The organism is Actinacidiphila glaucinigra (assembly GCF_035918135.1).
In the GTDB taxonomy this organism is placed as follows: domain Bacteria; phylum Actinomycetota; class Actinomycetes; order Streptomycetales; family Streptomycetaceae; genus Actinacidiphila; species Actinacidiphila glaucinigra.
In genome coordinates, this window is record NZ_CP109144.1 from 7,332,392 (window position 1) to 7,349,480 (window position 17,089).

Sequence of the window (17,089 nt, forward strand, 5' to 3'; positions counted from 1 at the left end):
GCCGCCCGGGGACCGTACGATGGGCGCATGTCGTTCCTCCGCCGCCGCAGCGCCGCAACGCCCACAGGGCCGGAATTCGACGTCCTGGCCATGGACCCGGGCGACTGGCCGGGGGAACTCGGCGCCGGGCTGCTGCCCGGGGAGGACGGCAGCTGCCAGGGCATCTTCCTGCGCTACGACCTCTTCGGCGGGCGCGGTCCCGCCATGCTGATCGGCAACCTCCCCGAGGGCTCGCCGGCCCGCGACCTCGAAGAGGGCCAGATCCCCTTCGAGGTCGCGCAGCTCATGCTGGCCCTCGGCAACGACGAGCCGGTGGAGGTCGTCGGCACCGAGGACACCCCGGTCATGCACGGTGACAACCTGCTGATCGTGCGCAAGGTGAAGCTCTCCGAGGGGCGCATCGCCTGCACGCAGTTCGACCGCAGCGACGGCGTCCTGGTCACCATCGCGACCTGGGACCGTCCGATCACCGACGACCTCTACCAGTTGCTCAAGCCCCTCCCCGCGGAGATGTTCCAGCAGGGCTGAACGGGGCCCAGGAGGGCCGCAGGGCCACGTCCCCGGCCTTGACCCAGGCCACCCGGTGGCCGAACTGGATCTCGTAGTAGAGCTGCTCGCCGCGCACCACCACGTGCTGGGAGGCGTCGAAGGTGACCGCCCGGTAGTACTCGCCGCGCGTCGCCTGGCCCACCGCGTAGCTCTGGCCCGCGAGGAGCCTGTACGGCAGCGGGGCTTCCGGCTGCACCGGGACCCCCGCCGGGTAGGCGGACGCCTCCGGGTAGGCGCGCCCGTACACCGGGACCTCGCCGCGGCCCTCCTTCGGCGTGACCAGCAAGCCCGTGGCGGGCAGGGCGGTCCGGTGTCCCCTGGGGTCGTGGAACCAGGCCTTCTGGCCGAGGTACCAGATCGCCGTCCAGTCCCCGCGCCGCTCGGCCACCGCGAACTGCTGGCCGGTCGAGGCGCGGGCACCGGTGTCGTTCACCCCGGTCGTCGAGGGGGCCTCCCCGTGCAGGCCGGTGTCCTTCACGAGCGGGGCGTCCTCGCGCGGCTCGGTGTACAGCCGGACGGCCGTGGATCCCCGGGACGGGCAGGTGTCGCCGGCGGTCGCGCACCCCGTGTGGACCGGCCGGTTGGAGACGAAGTCCGGGGCGATCGTCACCAGGGCGCTGCCCGGCCCGGCGGTCGGCCGGAAGGGCGCTCCCAGCAGCTGGAAGTAGTGCGCCCAGTCCCAGTACGGGCCGGGGTCGGTGTGCATCCCCGGGATGTTCGCCGGGGTCGGCCCCGGGACGTTGTCGTGGCCGAGGATGTGCTGCCGGTCCAGCGGGATGCCGTTGCGCCGGGCCAGGTGGCGGACCAGCCGCGCGGACGCCCGGTACATGGCCTCCGTGTACCAGGTGCCCGGGTCGGTGAGGAAGCCCTCGTGCTCGATGCCGACCGACTTGGCGTTGACGTACCAGTTGCCCGCGTGCCAGCCGACGTCCTTGGTCCGCACGTGCTGGTCGACGTGGCCGTCCGCGGAGCGGATCGAGTAGTGCCACGCCAGGTAGTCCGGCTTCTGCACCAGTTGGAGGGTGGTGTCCCAGGTCGCCTCGGTGTCGTGCACGACGATGTAGTCGATCTTCTGGTCGTGCGGACGGTCGGCGAGGTCGTGGTTGCCGTAGTCGTCCGTGCCGTACTCCTCGTACGGGGCCGGGAGCCACTCGCAGGCGATCGTGCGCGGGCACTCCGTCCCGTCCGCGGTGACGGTGCGCAGGCCCAGGGAGCGGAGCCGTGAGGTGTCCGGCGCGAGACCGGGGTGCGCGGCGAGGGTGAGGGTCTCCCCGTCGTCCGTGGTGCGTGTGGCGCCGTCCCGGATGACCTGGAAGACGTCGTCGGCGAAGACCGAGGCGGTGGCGGAGTCGTCGGCGCCCGAGTAGCGGGCCACCGCGCCGTACCAGCGCGCCGGGTCCGGACTCAGCGGCGCACCCAGCGACTTCTGGGCCTGGGCCAGCAGCGCCGCGCCGCCTTCGACGTTGGCCGCCGGGTCCTCGCGCAGCTGCTGGGCGCGCAGCCCGGTCAACCCGGCGGCGCGGTCCAGCGTCGTGAGCGTCGGCGGCAGCGCGCGGGTGTCCACGGTGGGTGGTCCGACGTCGGTGAGGGGACGTCCTACGTCGCCGCGCGGGTCGTCACCGCCATCGCCCCTTCGGGGGAAGTCGGTGAGCGCCGCCCGGGCATCCGTCAGGTGCATCGGGCCGTATCCGGCGGTGACGCTGGGCAGCCCGCGGTGGGTGTCCCAGCGCGACTCCAGGTAGGCCACGCCCATCAGCACGCTCTCCGGCACGTGGTGGCGTTCCGCGGCGTCCTCGAAGGCCTGCCGGAGCGGTACGTCCCGCTCTTCCGGGGTCGCGCCGGCCGCGGGGAGCGGCGACAGCGCGGAGAGCAGGGCGCCGACGGCCACGGTGACCGTTGCGGCGGTGACGACCTTGCGCGGGCGTCTCGCGTTGTGGGGGGTTCCTCGCACTGCAGCCTCCTGTGGTGACGCACGGGGCCGTTCGGCACCACAGAGGTATCCGTTGGTCGACGATCCGTCAACTGTGCGATGGGATCACTGTTTACGCATGTCAGCGCCCATGCGGGAGCTTTCCCCGCACGGGCGCCGTGGCCTGCGGTGCGTCAGTGGACTGGACCACCGGCGGTGCCGCCCCGGCCGTGAAGCCGCTCGGGCGGCACCGCGACGGCACCGGAGAACACTCCCCTGGACTCCGGGTCCGCGACCGCGGTACGCCGCCGTCCGTCACGCACCGGTTCCTCCCCTTCCGTCCGGGAACCGGCCGGGGGGTCACCTGGTGCCGACGGCGGCCCTGACGGCCCGCCGGGCGAGGCCCGCGTCGTCGTGCAACCGGCGCAGCAGCAGCCGCTGCTCCTCGCCGGCCTCGCCCGCGCCCGGACCCGCCGGGACGGTGCTGCGCATCGTGCGCTGCACGGCCGTCTCGTAGGTGCGGATCTCGCGGGTGACCACCAGCATCAGGTTCACCAGGAAGGCGTCGCGCGCGATCGGTCCCGCGGCCTGTGCCATCTGGCTGATCTGCCGCCGGGTGGCCGGGTCGTCGCCCAGGATCATCCAGAGCACCGCCAGGTCGTAGCCGGGCAGGTACCAGCCCGCGTGCTCCCAGTCGACCAGCACCGGCCCGGCCGGGGACAGCAGGATGTTGGAGAGCAGGGCGTCGCCGTGGTTGAACTGGCCCTGTGCGTGCGCCAGTCCGTGCAGCAGCTTCTGCAGGTCGCCCATGTCGCGGTCGGTGAGCAGTCCCAGCTCGTGGTAGCGGGACAGCCGCGCCGCGTAGTCGATCGGGGCGTCGAAGACCCCGGCCGGCGGACGCCACATGTTGACCCGGGAGATCGCGCTGAGCGCCATCCGCACGTCCGCCCGCGGCGGGGCCTCCGTAGGGTGCCGCTGCAGGGCCGCGACCCGTCCGGGCATGCGCTCCAGGACGAGCGTGCAGCTCTCGGGGTCGGCGGCGATCAGCCGCGGCGCCCTGACCGGCGGCCGGTGCCGTACGAACGCCCGGTACGCGGCGATCTCGTGGCGGTACCGCTCCACCCAGGCGGGGGAGTGGTCCAGCAGGCACTTGGCGACCGCGGGGGCGCGGCCCGAGGTGCCGACCAGCAGCACCGAGCGGCCGCTGCGCCGCAGCATCTGGACGGGCGTGAACTCAGGGCAGATGCGCTGCACCGAGGCGACGGCCGAGCGCAGCTGCGCGCCTTGGGGTCCGGTCAAGTCGAGCCTCCCGCTGAGCGGATGGGAGGTCCCCGGCGCGCCTCGGCGCGGAGCGGGCAGCACCGGGCGAGGACGTATGGCGGTCCCTGTCCCGGTGAACCCCGGGATCTGGGTCGGCCGGGGCGGTGCGGACACGGAGGACGATGCTGAATACATATGGGGAGACAGATCCCTTCGTGTGCCAACGAGCTCTTGACGAGGTGGCGGGGCCGGCGCGTGGACGGATCCGGAGCCGGAGTCGGCGTCCGGTCCCGCACCCTGGGGAATGCGGGTCCGGGCCGGCGGTCCGAACTGTCCACGCGCCGTACGCCCCTCGCGTACCAGTACGCACATGCCTCTCGAGTTGTTCAACGCTGATCGGCGTTTTTCGAAAGTTGTTCATATGCGACCGTTCGCGAGCCGGCGAGTGCCGGGCCGAGTGGCGCGTTCCTACCTGACCACCGCGTGCGGGTGGCAGACCATCTGGCGCACCCTGGCGAACCATGGCGAATGCTCGCGGCGGCGCTGACCGGCCGTTAGTGTCAACAGTGCCGAGGAACCTGGGGGCTTGGATGGACAAGGAAGCCAACACACGGCTAGCGGACCTGTTCGCACTCACCGGATGGTCCAAGGGAGAGCTCGCGCGACTCGTCAACCGGCAGGCGGCGGCCATGGGCCACCCGCAGCTGGCGACGGACACCTCGCGCGTGCGCCGCTGGATCGACACCGGTGAATCTCCCCGCGAACCCGTGCCCACCGTGCTGGCGGCCCTGTTCACCGAGCGTCTCGGCCGTGTCGTAACCATCGAGGATCTCGGGTTCGGCCGGCATCGGCGTACGGGAAGGAAGCAGTCCGTCAGCGCCGACGGACTGCCCTGGCCACCGGAGCGAACAGCCGCGGTCCTCACCGAATTCACGGGAATGGACCTCATGCTCAACCGACGCGGTCTGGTGGGCGCGGGAGCCGCGCTTGCCGCGGGTTCCGCACTCAGCAGCGCCATGTACGACTGGCTGCACACCGATCCGGCGCTCGCGGCCGACGCCCCCACCACCCACGACCCCTTCACCGCCGACGCCGCCTCCTACGACCGCTACGAGGCGGCCCCCGTCGGCTCCCAGGAGATCGAGGCGCTGGAGCGCTCGGTCGAGGTGTTCCGCGCCTGGGACGCGTCCCGCGGCGGCGGGCTGCAGCGCAAGGCGGTGGTCGGTCAGCTCAACGAGGTGGGCGGCATGCTCGCCTACCAGCACCCCCCGCACCTCAAGCGAAGGCTCTGGGGCGTGGCGGCCAACCTCGCCGTCCTGGCGGGCTGGATGTCCCACGACGTGGGCCTGGAGCCCACCGCGCAGAAGTACTTCGTCATCGCCGCGCACGCCGCCCGTGAGGGCGGCGACCGGCCGAGGGCCGGCGAGGCGCTCTCACGCGCCGCCCGGCAGATGGTCCACCTGGGCCGGCCGGACGACGCCCTGGACCTGATGAAGCTGGCGCAGTCCGGCTCCGGGCACGAGACTCTGCCGCGCACCCGGGCCATGCTCTGCACCATCGAGGCCTGGGCACAGGCCTCCATGGGACACGGCCAGGCGATGCGCCGCACCCTGGGCAAGGCCGAGGACCTCTTCGCCACCGACCGCGGCGACGTCCCGCCGCCGAGCTGGATGCAGATGTTCGACGAGGCCGATCTGCACGGCATGCAGGCGCTCGCGTACCGGACCCTCGCCGAGTACGAACCGCTGGCCGCACGGACGGCACAGCAGCACGCCAAACAGGCGCTGGAACTGCGCGACAAGGGCCGGGACCGGTCCAACATCTTCGACTACATCTCACTGGCCTCGGCCTGTTTCATCGCCGACGACCCGGAGCAGGCGGACCGCTACGCGCGACTGGCGCTGCTGACCATAAGGCAGAACTCGTCGCTGCGTACCTGGGACCGGTTGCGCGAGATGTACCGGCTGACGGCCCGCTATTCCGACTTCACCGGGATCCAGGACCTACGTGAGGAGATCGAGATCGCGCTGCCGAGCGGACCCCAGCGCAGGGGCCCCGTGATCTGAGCGGAGCACCGAGCGGAGGACGTGGACGACGGGGATGCCGCAGACATCACAGGCATCGCGGACATGGATGCGCGGGACCAGCCGACTCGACGCCGAATGGGCCGGCTCTCCCGGATGTCCTCCTCCTGTCGACACATCGACATGTCATGACACGGCCTCCGGATCCGCACCCGTATGGGGTGCGGGTTTCGCGCGGGGCTCGTGAAGGGTCGGTGCCGGATTGGTGGCGCAGCTGTGGACCTCGGCGCAGCCGAGGACCTCAGCGGAACTTGGCGATGAGCACGCAGGCGTCGTCCTCGCGCTCGGGGGCGCCGAGTTCCTCCACCACGATGCGCACGCACTCCTGAGGGGTACGGGCCCGGGCGAACCTCGGGCCGAGTCCCAGCAGGTGCCGCACCGCGGCGGCCGTGTCCGAGGCCGCCACCGGACCCGAACGGCGCGGCAGCAGGCCGTCGGTGTGCAGCACCAGCAGGTCGCCGGGGAGCAGCTGCTCGGTGGCCTGGCCGTACTGCGCGCCCGACGTGGCGCCCAGCAGCACGCCCTCGGGTGCGTCGAGCGGCCGCCCCGTCCCGTCGCGGAAGAGCAGCGGGGCGGGGTGTCCGGCCTGCGCCCACACCAGGGAGCGGTCCTCCGGGCGGTAGCGGCAGCACAGGGCGCTGCCCAGCGCGGGCTGTGCGGAGCTGTCCAGCAGCTGGTTGAGCCCGCCGAGCAGCGGGGCCGGGTCCAGCCCCGTCATCGCCATACCGCGCAGCGCGCCGAGGAGCATGGCCATGCCGGAGGTGGCGGAGACCCCGTGCCCGGTCAGGTCGCCCACGGTGAGCAGCGCGGAGCCGTCGGGCAGTTGCAGCGCGTCGTACCAGTCGCCGCCGACGAGGGTGCCCGTCGAGGAGGGGAGGTAGTGGGCGGCGAGGTCGATCGTGGTGGGGCCGCCCTCTTGCGGGAACCGCAGGGAACCGCGCCACGGCGGCAGCACGGCTTCCTGCAGCTCGACCGCCAGCCGCCGCTCGGTCTGCGCGATCTGCCGCTCGCGCTGCAGCGAGTCACGGGTCTCGCGCAGCGTCCGCTGGCTGCGGCGCAGTTCGCTGACGTCGCGGAGCACCGCCCACATCGAGGCGGTGGCGCCGGCGGCGTCGAGCACCGGCTCGCCCACCATGTGCACCGTACGCACGGCACCGTCCGGGCGGACGATGCGGAACTCGCAGTCGATCGGCCGGGCGTCCACCAGGCAGCCGGTCACGGCCGCGGTGAGGGTCTGCTGGTCCTCGGCGAACAGCCAGGAGGGCAGCTCGTCCAGGGTCAGCGGCCCGTCCTCGCGGGTGCGGCCGAAGATGCGGTAGAGCTCGTCCGACCACTGGACACCGTCCGTGACCAGGTTCCACTCGGCGCTGCCGGCCCGCCCCAGGGCCATCACGGCACCGGGGACCGGTGCGGGGACGGGCACCTCCCGCGGCGGGCGGGCCGCGTGGGCGGCGGCGCCGGGCCCGGCGGCCGCCTCCCGGTGGCCGAGGTCGGGGAGGCCGTCACGCAGCTGCCCGAGGTGCGCGCCCAGGTCGTCGAGCTGGTGGACGGCGAGGTCGCACAGCGCGCGCTGCCAGCGCAGCTGCGGGTCCTCCTCGTCCTCCGCGGCGGCGTCGCGGCGGACGGCGTCGACCTTGCCGCGCAGCTGGCGGGTCTGGGAGATGAGCGCGTCCACGGTGCCGGGCTCAGGCTTCGCGGTGGCGCGATCCTCATGCAAATGGGGCGGCATGACGCTCTCCGAACATGTCTCCGAACCGGGCGCCGGCCTCAACGGGGGCCGTACGGATGGGCCGGTCACGACTCTTGCACAAGGAGTGATGGCCCGTAAGGGTTTCTGCAATACCCGATCCGGTGGTGCTGCAGGCATATGCCAGAAGCCTGGGGTGCCCCCACGCTCGGAGGACTCCGCGGAATGCCCCGGTCCGGGTAAGCTGCGGGACTCCGCCCGTGAGCGTGCTCAGGGGCTGCCCGGGTGCCGCGCAAAGGGTTTGAACCCGGGACGATCTGCGAAGATACCTCGCAGCCGGTAACGGAAAATCCCGTTGCCAACCAACCCCCCGCACCGGATGCTGACCTCATGTTCGACCCCGACATAGCGCCCAGCGGTACCCTTCTCGGCCTCCTCCAGAGAGGACGCGGAGACGGGACCCTGCACGCCCTCGCGGCGCAGCGAGCCGACGCGCTCGCCGCGCTGGAGCAGTGCGTCCTGCGCGACCCCCGTCACGACTGGCGCGTGGAGTCCCGCTCCCTCTATTACGCGCGCCTCTACTCGGAACTCGAGGGCCCGCTCGACGGGATCGAACAGCACCTCTTCCACCCCGACGACATCATCAGCCCGGACGAGCACCGCTGCGGCCTGGCCCTGTCCGTCCTCGGGCACCTCGCCGGCTACGGCCGCAGGGACGCCGTCCTGCTGCTGCGCCGCTACGCGGCCACCGGCGGCAACTGGGAGTGGGCCCTGGACGAGCTCGCCGTACGTGACGAGGACGACGCGCTGCGTGCGCTCGGTCCGGCCGTGCTCGCCCGTTTCCCCATGACCACGGAGGGTGACGGTCAGCTCGCCGCCGCGCTCCGCGAGGCGTACGAGCCGCGGCCCTGGCGGTTGTGGGCCGAGGATCCGGACCCGGTCGTCTCCGAACGCGTGCGCAAGGCATCGGAACAGACCGCCTTCGACCGATGGCAGCGCCAGATGCGGCCCGCCGGGCCGACCCCCGGCTGGAGCGTGGGCGCCGTGCTCGAATGGGCACAGGAAGGCCTGGCCGCCCACCCGCCGCAACACCGCGACGCCCCCGCCGCCCGCTGCCTCGCCGCCGTCGCCGGCCCCGAGGACCGCGAGGAGCTCGTCCGGTCGGCCCGCGGCGGTCCCGAGGCGGCCCGCGCGGCCGCCCTCCGCCACCTGTCCGACCGCCAGGACCGCGAGGCCCTCGACCTCATCGAGGCCGCCGCCCTCAGCACGTCCGAAGTCGTCGCCCGCGCTGCCGTCGAGTCCTTCGAGCGGATGCGCAGCGTCGCCGCCCTCACCCGGGCCCGCGCCTGGTCACGCCGCGAGGACGTCCTCGGCGCGGCCGCCGCCCGCATGCTCGCCTGTCGCGGCGGCGAACAGGACGCCGACCGCGTCCTCGGCGCGCTGCGCCGCCTCGTCCAGCGCGAGGGCGCCGACGCCGAGGGCCTGGCCGTGCTCGTCGAGGGGGCCGGCCGGCTCGCCATCGAGTGCGCCGCCCCCGTGCTGCGCCACGTCTACCGCGAGACCAGCTCCTCGCAGGTGCGCGGCGTCGCCGCCCACGCCCTCGGCCGCACCGATCCCAGCTTCGGCGCCGGGCTCGCCGTCGAGTGCCTGTGGGACTGCGAGGAGACGACCCGCGAACTCGCCGCCCGTACGGCCACGACCGCGGACGTCCGCGTCCTGGCCCGGCTGCGCAGCCTCGCCGCGGATCCCGCGGAGGAGGCCGAGGTCCAGACCGCCGTCCGCGGCCGCCTCAGCTCCGGGGACCCCGCGCGCTGACCCCGGGCCACGGTGGTCGCCGTCCGCTCGTACGCCGCCGCCGGGGCGCGGAGCCGGAGCGGGAGGACGGCAGAGGCCGGCCACCGCGGGAACTCCCGGAGCGGACGGGCGCGGACGGCCCCGCGCGGCCAGGAGGAACCGGCCGACGAGTCCGGCGACCTGCAGTACGCCGACGAGGGGTACGTCGTCGGCGCCGCGGGTACGGGGACCCCGGCGGTCGGCGACGCGTCCGGGACGACCGGCTGCCGCCCGGCGTCCCGGCGGGGACACAGGCCCCGGCGCCGCACGCCGGCGAGAAGCCGACGGCACAGTCCCGCCACACCGAGGGCGGGCACCCGGTCACCGGCATCCACACCCTGACGGGCCGCCACCCGGACGGCTTCACCGGCCGCGATCCCCAGCGGTTCGCCCCCGCCCTGCGCGCCCTGGGAGCCGTGCCCGAGGAGGGCGACCCCGGGCCCCTGGGCCGTGTCGTCACATGAGCTCCCCCAGCTACCGCTGGGAGGTGCCCCCAGGTGCGGTGCATCGCGAGGCGGAGAGTCGTCCTCGTAGTGGGCAACTCGGACGATTCGGCAACTCCCCCTGGCCGAAGGCTGGGGGAGTGCCGTGCCTGGGGGCACCCCCGGCCGAAGGCTGGGGGAGGGCGTTCGACGACACGGCCGAGGTCCGCGCGGTCTCTTCCACCACCTCGCCGAAGGGCTCGGCGCCGGCCTCCCGTACGCCGCCCTGACCGCCGAACCGGTGCTCGGCGCCGAACTCCTGCCGGGACCTTCGAGCGGCGCCTGAGCCCCCGGGGGGAGTCGCGCAGCGGCCGGAAGGCCCGATCCGGGGCCAACGCTCACGGCACGTTCCCCAAGGTGAAAGATCCACGTGACCCGGACAACGCCCGGGGAGCCGACAACGTCCGTATGCGAGTAGCCATCGTCACGGAGTCCTTCCCACCCGACGTCAACGGAGTGGCCCACTGCGCGTTGCGCACGGCCGAACATCTGGTCCGCAGGGGCCACGAGCCTCTGGTCATAGCACCGGCCGGCCCGCACGAGTCCACTGCCGGCGACGAACCGTGCCCCGTCGTGCGCGTGCCGTCGCTGCCGCTGCCCGGCTACCCGCAGGTCCGGGTGGCGCTCCCCGGCCGCAGGACCGCGGCGGCGATCGCCGCGCACAGTGCCGAACTCGTCCACCTGGCCAGCCCGTTCATCCTCGGGGTGCGCGGCATGGCCGCGGCCACCCGGCAGCACATCCCCGCGGTCGCCGTCTACCAGACCGACCTGGCGGGGTACGCCCGCACCTACCTGAGCCTCGGCGAGAGCACCGCGTGGCGCCGGATCCGCGCCGTGCACACGGCAGCCGACCGCACGCTCGCGCCGTCCAGCGCCTCCCAGCAGGACCTGGAGGCGCACGGCGTCCCGCGCGTGCACCTGTGGCCGCGCGGCGTGGACTCCGTACGCTTCGACGCGGCCCACCGCGACGAGGCGCTGCGTCGTGAACTCGCCCCGAACGGCGAGGTCCTGGTCGGCTACATCGGCCGCCTGGCCCCGGAGAAGCACGTGGAGCTGCTGGCCGGCGCCTGCGGGCTGTCCGGGGTGAAGGTGGTCGTCGTCGGCGACGGCCCGAGCGCGCCCGGGCTGCGCGAGGCGCTGCCGGGCGCGGTGTTCCTGGGCCGCCGTACCGGGCACGACCTGGCCCGGATCTACGCCTCGCTCGACGTCTTCGTCCACACCGGGCCGTTCGAGACGTTCTGCCAGACCGTCCAGGAGGCGATGGCCAGCGGGCTGCCCGTGGTCGCCCCCGCCGCCGGCGGTCCGCTCGACCTCGTCGACCACGGCCGCACCGGGCTGCTCGTGCCGCCCGGCGACGTGGACGCCTTCACCGGCGCCGTACGGCTGCTGGCGAGCGCTCCGGCGATGCGCGACCAATTCGGCGCCGAGGGGCGCGCCGACGTGGCCGCACGTACCTGGGAGGCCGTCGGCGACCTGCTCCTGCAGCACTACGCGCAGGTGCTCGACGCCCGTACGGCGGTGGCGGCATGACCGGCCGGCTGCGCATCGTCCGGCTGGCGAACTTCGTCACGCCCACCTCCGGAGGCCTGCGCACCGCCCTGCGCCACCTCGGCGAGGGCTATCTCGCGGCCGGCCACGACCCGGTCCTGATCGTCCCGGGTCCCGCCGCCAAGGACGAGATCACCCCGCAGGGCCGCGTCATCACGCTCCCCGGCCCCCTGGTGGCCGGCACCGGCGGTTACCGCGTGCTGACCGGCCGGGCCCGGCTGGAGGCGGTGCTGAACGGCCTGCGCCCGGACCGCCTGGAGGTCTCCGACCGCACGACGCTGCGCTGGACCGGGGAGTGGGCGCGCCGCCGCCGCGTGCCGTCCGTCATGGTGTCCCACGAGAGCGTCGACGGTGTGCTGCGCACCTGGGGCCTGCCCAGCGGCCTCGCCCAGGGTGCCGCCGACCGGCTCAACCGCCGCAGCGCGCACGTGTACTCGCGCATCGTCTGCACGACGGCCTGGGCGGCGGCGGAGTTCGAGCGGATCGGGGCCCGCAACGTCGTACGTGCGCCGCTCGGTGTCGACCTCGAGGCGTGCCACCCGGCGCACCACGACCCGGAGTTGCGCGCCCGGTACGCCGGCAACGCCGAGGTGCTGCTGGTGATGTGCTCGCGCCTGTCGCCCGAGAAGCGGCCGGGACGCGCCCTGGAGGCCCTCGCCCACATGCGGCACCGGGGCGTGGACGCCGTCCTCGTCGTCGCCGGGGACGGACCCATGCGCGCCCGTCTGGAGGCCCGGGCCCGGGAGTCCCGGCTGCCGGTCACCTTTCTCGGGCACGTCCCGGTCCGCCGCGCCCTGTCCTCCCTCCAGGCCACCGCCGACGTGGTCCTGGCCCCGGGCCCGGTGGAGACGTTCGGCCTGTCCGCCCTGGAGGCCCTCGCCTGCGGCACCCCGGTCGTCGCCAGCGCGCTGTCCGCGCTGCCCGACATCCTGGGCCCGGCCGGTGCCGCCGCCACCGACGACGGCCCCGCCTTCGCGGACGCCGTCGGCCACCTGCTGTCCCGTCCCGAGCCCATGCGCCGCGCCATCGCCCGCGCCCAGGCCGAGCGTTACGGCTGGCCGACCGCGGTCAGCGCCTTCCTCGCCGCCCACGACGCCGCGCCCCGGCTCACCGCCCCGGAGGTCACGCCATGACGACGGGCACGCAGGCGCCCACCGTCCCCGGACGTCCCAGACCCGCGGCCCACCTGCCCACCGGAACCGGGGCCGCGGCACCCGCCCAGGCCGGTGGCGCCTCCACCGGCACGAAGGAGATACGTTTCGCCGCGCTCGGCGACTCGCTCACCGAGGGCCTCGGCGACCCCGTCGCCGCCGGCTGGCGCGGCTGGGCGCCGCTCCTGGCGCAAGGGCTGGCCGCCGAGCCCTCGGCCGTGCGCCTGCTCAACTGCTCCCGCAGCGGTGCCCTCACCAAGGACGTCGTCGAGGACCAACTGCCCTGCGCCCTGGACCACCGGCCGCACCTGGCCTCCGTGGTGATCGGCGCCAACGACACGCTGCGCGGCAGCTTCGACATCGAGACCGTCGCCCGCCGCCTGGACACCGTCCTGGCCCAACTGCGCGCCCACGGAGCCGAGGTGCTCACCGCCTGTCTGCCGGACCCCGGCCGCATGCTGGGCCTGCCGTGGCCGCTCGCCCGCCCGCTCGGCCGCCGGATGGCAGCCCTGAACCAGGTCGTGCACGTCCTGTCCGAGCGGTACGGAGCCGTGCACCTGCACGCCGCCCGCCACCCGTGGGTGGCCGACCGCGCATCCTGGAGCGCGGACCGGCTGCATCCCAGCGAACTCGGCCACCGGCTGCTGGCCCGCGAGTTCCACGACCTCCTGGCGGCCCGCGGCCTGTCGGACGGCGCACCGCCGTCCACGACCCCCGGCGGCCCGGGACCGGGCGCCGCGGCGAGCGTGTGGTGGATGGCGACCAAGGGCACCCGCTGGGTCGCCGACCGCTGCACCGATCTGCTGCCCGACCTGCTGCGGCTCGCCGGCCGGGAGGCCCGGCACCGGCTGGCGGGCACCGACGGGCTGCTGGACCTGCGCTCCCGGGACGCCACGGCCGGTGCGCTGGCCCGCCTGGGAGGGACGTCCCTGGGACAATGAGGGCGTGACCGGACGCTGGGAGTTCTGGATCGACCGGGGCGGCACCTTCACCGACGTCGTCGCCAGACGGCCCGACGGCGGCCTGGAGACGTGCAAGCTGCTCTCCCACGACCCCGGGCGCTACCGGGACGCCCCCGTCGAGGGCATCCGGCGCATGCTGGGACTGGGCCCCGGCGAACCCGTGCCCGCCGACCGCATCTCCGCCGTCAAGATGGGCACCACGGTCGCCACCAACGCCCTCCTGGAACGCAAGGGGGAGCCGACCCTCCTGGTCGTCACCGAGGGCTTCCGCGACGCGCTGCGCATCGCGTACCAGAACCGGCCGCGGCTCTTCGACCGCAGGATCGTCCTCCCCGAGGCGCTCTACGACCGCGTCGTCGAGGTCCGCGAACGCGTCGACGCGCACGGCGAGGTCGTCCGGCCCCTCGACCCCACCGCCGTCGGCGCCGCCCTGCGCGAGGCCCGCCGGGACGGCCTGACGAGCCTCGCCGTCGTCCTGCTGCACGGCTACCGCCATCCCGCCCACGAGCAGGCCGTGGCGCGGGCGGCACGCGAGGCCGGATTCGACCGGATCAGCTGCTCCCACGAGGTGAGCCCGCTGATCAAGCTGATCCCGCGCGGCGACACCACCGTGGTGGACGCCTATCTGTCGCCGATCCTGCGCCGCTACGTGGACGAGGTGGCCGCCGAGCTGCGAGGTGTCCGGCTGATGTTCATGCAGTCCAACGGCGGGCTCCGCGAGGCCGGTCACTTCCGGGGCAAGGACGCCGTGCTGTCCGGACCCGCCGGAGGGGTGGTCGGCATGGTCCGCGCCTCCCGGCAGGCCGGGTTCGACCGGGTCGTGGGTTTCGACATGGGCGGCACCTCCACCGACGTCTCCCACTGGGCGGGCGAACTGGAACGCGTCCTCGGCACCCAGGTGGCGGGCGTACGGATGCGGGCGCCCATGATGAACATCCACACGGTGGCGGCGGGCGGCGGCTCCGTCCTGCACTTCGACGGGCAGCGCTATCGCGTCGGCCCCGACTCCGCGGGCGCCGACCCCGGCCCCGCCTGCTACCGGCGCGGCGGCCCGCTGACCGTCACCGACGCCAATGTGATGCTCGGCCGTGTCCAGGCGGCGCACTTCCCGGCCGTCTTCGGCCCGGACGGCGACCAGCCGCTGGACACCGGGACCGTCCGCGCCGGTTTCGCGCGGCTCGCCGACGAGGCCGCCGCCGCGACCGGCGACCGCCGCACTCCGGAGGAGGTCGCCGCGGGCTGCCTGGAGATCGCCGTCCTCAACATGGCCGGCGCGGTCAAGAAGATCTCCGTGCAGCGCGGCCACGACATCACCCGCTACGCCCTCACCAGCTTCGGCGGGGCCGGCGGGCAGCACGCCTGCGCGGTCGCCGACGCGCTGTCCGTCGACACGGTCGTCGTGCCCCCGCTGGCGGGTGTGCTGTCCGCGTACGGGATCGGCCTGGCCGACGCCACCGCCATGCGGGAGCGCTCCGTGGAGAGCGGGCTCACCGAGGACGGGCGGGCCGCCCTGCGGGAGGCCCGCGACGAACTCGACGGCCTGGCCCGCGCCCAACTGCGCGAGGACGGGGTGCCCGACGACACCGTGGAGACCGTCACCCGCGTCCACGTCCGCTACGCGGGCACCGACGCGGCGCTCCCCGTGCCGTTCGGGACCGTCGAGGACATGTGCGAGGCGTTCACCGCCGAGCACCGCGCCCGCTACGCCTTCACCATGGACAAGCCCCTGGTCGTGGAGGCGGTCTCGGTCGAGGCGGTCGGCTCCGCGGGCCCGCGGGGACGCCACTTCGTGGAGCTGCCGGCCCGCGAGGGCCCGTTGCGACCGGCCGCCGAGGTGTCCCTGTACGCGGAGGGCCGGCGGCAGGACTGCCCCCTGTTCCGCAGGGACGGGATGCGGCCGGGCGACACCCTGGACGGGCCCGCCGTGATCGCCGAGGCCGACGCGACGACCGTCGTCGACCCCGGCTGGCGCGCCGCGGTCGGCGAGCACGGCCACCTCCTGCTCACCCGGGTGCGGCCGCGGCCCGGCAGGGTGGCGGTGGGGACCGAGGTCGACCCGGTGATGCTGGAGATCTTCAACAACCTCTTCATGTCGATCGCCGAGCAGATGGGCGTCCGCCTGGAGAACACCGCCCACTCCGTCAACATCAAGGAGCGCCTGGACTTTTCCTGCGCCCTGTTCGACCCCGAGGGCAACCTCATCGCCAACGCGCCCCACATCCCCGTGCACCTCGGCTCCATGGGCGAGTCCATCAAGGAGGTGCTGCGGCGGAACGAGGGCACCATGCGCCCGGGAGACGCCTACGCCGTCAACGACCCCTACCACGGGGGCACCCATCTGCCCGACGTCACCGTCGTGACCCCCGTCTTCGACGAGGAGGGGCGGTCGCTGCTCTTCCTGGTCGCCTCGCGCGGCCACCACGCCGAGATCGGCGGCCTCACCCCCGGCTCGATGCCCGCCTTCAGCCGCACCGTGCACGAGGAGGGCGTCCTCTTCGACAACTGGCTGCTGGTGCGCGACGGCCGCCTGCGCGAGGAGGAGACCCGCGCCCTGCTCGCGGACGCCCTGTACCCCTCGCGCGACCCGGACACCAACATCGCCGACCTGCGCGCGCAGATCGCCGCGAACGAGAAGGGCATCGCCGAGCTGCGGCGCATGACCGCGCAGTTCGGCCTCGACGTCGTGCACGCCTACATGCGGCACGTGCAGGACAACGCCGAGGAGTCCGTGCGGCGCATCGTCGCGGGCCTGGACGACGGCGAGTGCGCGTACGAGACCGACAACGGCGCGGTCGTCCGCGTCGCCGTACGCGTCGACCGCGAGGCGCGCTCCGCCGTCCTGGACTTCACCGGAACCTCGCCGCAGCAGGAGGGCAACTTCAACGCGCCGCGGTCCGTGGTCATGGCCGCCGTGCTCTACGTCTTCCGCACCCTCGTCGCCGACGACATCCCGCTCAACAGCGGCTGCCTCAAGCCGCTGGACGTCCGCGTCCCCGAGGGCTCGATGCTCGCACCGCAGTACCCGGCGGCCACCGTCGCCGGCAACGTGGAGACCTCCCAGGCCGTCACCGGGGCCCTGTACGCGGCGCTCGGGGTGCAGGCCGAGGGCTCCGGCACGATGAACAACGTCACCTTCGGCAACGATCGGGTGCAGTACTACGAGACGGTGGCCAGCGGGGCCGGGGCGGGCGAGGGCTTCGACGGCGCCGACGCCGTCCAGACCCACATGACCAACTCCCGGCTCACCGACCCCGAGATCCTCGAGTGGCGCTACCCCGTCCGCGTCGAGGGCTTCGCCCTGCGCGACGGCAGCGGCGGCGAGGGCCGGTGGCACGGGGGCCGCGGCGCCGTGCGCCGCATCCGCTTCCTGGAGCCCATGACGGTCGCCCTGCTGTCGGGCCACCGGCGCGTCGCCCCGTACGGCCTGGCGGGCGGTGGGCCCGGCGCGCTCGGCGAGAACCGCATCGAGCGCGCGGACGGCACCGTCACCCTGCTCGGCGGGGTCGACTCCGCCGACGTGGGGCCCGGTGACGTCCTGGTCGTCGCCACGCCCGGCGGGGGCGGCTACGGGACCGCCGGCGCCTGAGGGGCTCCGGACGCGGGGGTGCCCGGACCGTGCCGTTT

Annotated in this window: 11 protein-coding genes; 8 read left to right on the forward strand and 3 right to left on the reverse strand. The window is 74.2% G+C overall.

The features are described 5' to 3' along the window. Nucleotides 1-27 precede the first annotated feature (27 nt). A complete protein-coding gene (locus OIE69_RS33100; RefSeq protein ID WP_026251371.1) occupies nt 28-528 on the forward strand; it encodes a hypothetical protein in 501 nt (166 codons plus the stop codon). On the opposite strand, the gene OIE69_RS33105 is transcribed toward OIE69_RS33100, so the two are convergent. Both OIE69_RS33105 and OIE69_RS33110 read right to left on the reverse strand, forming a co-directional pair. Continuing rightward, nucleotides 491-2,500 (reverse strand): N-acetylmuramoyl-L-alanine amidase, encoded by a 2,010-nt coding sequence (locus OIE69_RS33105; RefSeq protein ID WP_326577969.1) that lies wholly within the window; start codon nt 2,498-2,500, stop codon nt 491-493. The genes OIE69_RS33100 and OIE69_RS33105 overlap by 38 nt on opposite strands. Nucleotides 2,501-2,818: 318 nt before the next feature. Beyond that, the gene (locus OIE69_RS33110) at nt 2,819-3,913 is read right to left on the reverse strand and encodes an aminoglycoside phosphotransferase family protein (protein ID WP_326577971.1); all 1,095 of its coding nucleotides are present in this window, start codon (nt 3,911-3,913) and stop codon (nt 2,819-2,821) included. A gap of 395 nt (nt 3,914-4,308) precedes the next feature. On the opposite strand from OIE69_RS33110, the gene OIE69_RS33115 reads away from it, so the two are divergent. Next, nucleotides 4,309-5,784, forward strand: a complete 1,476-nt coding sequence (locus OIE69_RS33115; RefSeq protein ID WP_326577973.1) for a DNA-binding protein NsdB — start codon at nt 4,309-4,311, stop codon at nt 5,782-5,784. A gap of 259 nt (nt 5,785-6,043) precedes the next feature. Here OIE69_RS33115 and OIE69_RS33120 read toward each other — a convergent pair whose 3' ends face one another. After that, complete coding sequence (locus tag OIE69_RS33120; protein WP_326577975.1) at nt 6,044-7,531, reverse strand: PP2C family protein-serine/threonine phosphatase; 1,488 nt, start codon at nt 7,529-7,531, stop codon at nt 6,044-6,046. Between the two features lie 348 nt (nt 7,532-7,879). On the opposite strand from OIE69_RS33120, the gene OIE69_RS33125 reads away from it, so the two are divergent. The 6 genes from OIE69_RS33125 to OIE69_RS33150 all read left to right on the forward strand — a co-directional run bounded on the left by OIE69_RS33125 (nt 7,880) and on the right by OIE69_RS33150 (nt 17,051). Continuing rightward, on the forward strand, nt 7,880-9,304 hold the full coding sequence (locus OIE69_RS33125; protein ID WP_326577977.1) for a HEAT repeat domain-containing protein: 1,425 nt from the start codon (nt 7,880-7,882) through the stop codon (nt 9,302-9,304). A gap of 606 nt (nt 9,305-9,910) precedes the next feature. Beyond that, complete coding sequence (locus OIE69_RS33130) at nt 9,911-10,090, forward strand: hypothetical protein (RefSeq protein ID WP_326577979.1); 180 nt, start codon at nt 9,911-9,913, stop codon at nt 10,088-10,090. A 122-nt stretch (nt 10,091-10,212) separates the two neighbouring features. Then, nucleotides 10,213-11,334: a glycosyltransferase family 4 protein gene (locus tag OIE69_RS33135; RefSeq protein ID WP_326581492.1), complete on the forward strand. Its 1,122-nt coding sequence runs from the start codon at nt 10,213-10,215 to the stop codon at nt 11,332-11,334. Continuing rightward, on the forward strand, nt 11,331-12,485 hold the full coding sequence (locus tag OIE69_RS33140) for a glycosyltransferase (RefSeq protein WP_326577981.1): 1,155 nt from the start codon (nt 11,331-11,333) through the stop codon (nt 12,483-12,485). Before OIE69_RS33135 ends, OIE69_RS33140 begins: the two co-directional genes overlap by 4 nt. Continuing rightward, on the forward strand, nt 12,482-13,444 hold the full coding sequence (locus tag OIE69_RS33145; RefSeq protein ID WP_326577983.1) for an SGNH/GDSL hydrolase family protein: 963 nt from the start codon (nt 12,482-12,484) through the stop codon (nt 13,442-13,444). The genes OIE69_RS33140 and OIE69_RS33145 overlap by 4 nt, the downstream gene beginning before the upstream one ends. 4 nt (nt 13,445-13,448) lie before the next feature. Beyond that, nucleotides 13,449-17,051, forward strand: coding sequence for a hydantoinase B/oxoprolinase family protein (locus OIE69_RS33150; protein ID WP_326577985.1), 3,603 nt, complete (start codon nt 13,449-13,451; stop codon nt 17,049-17,051). Nucleotides 17,052-17,089: the final 38 nt, after the last annotated feature.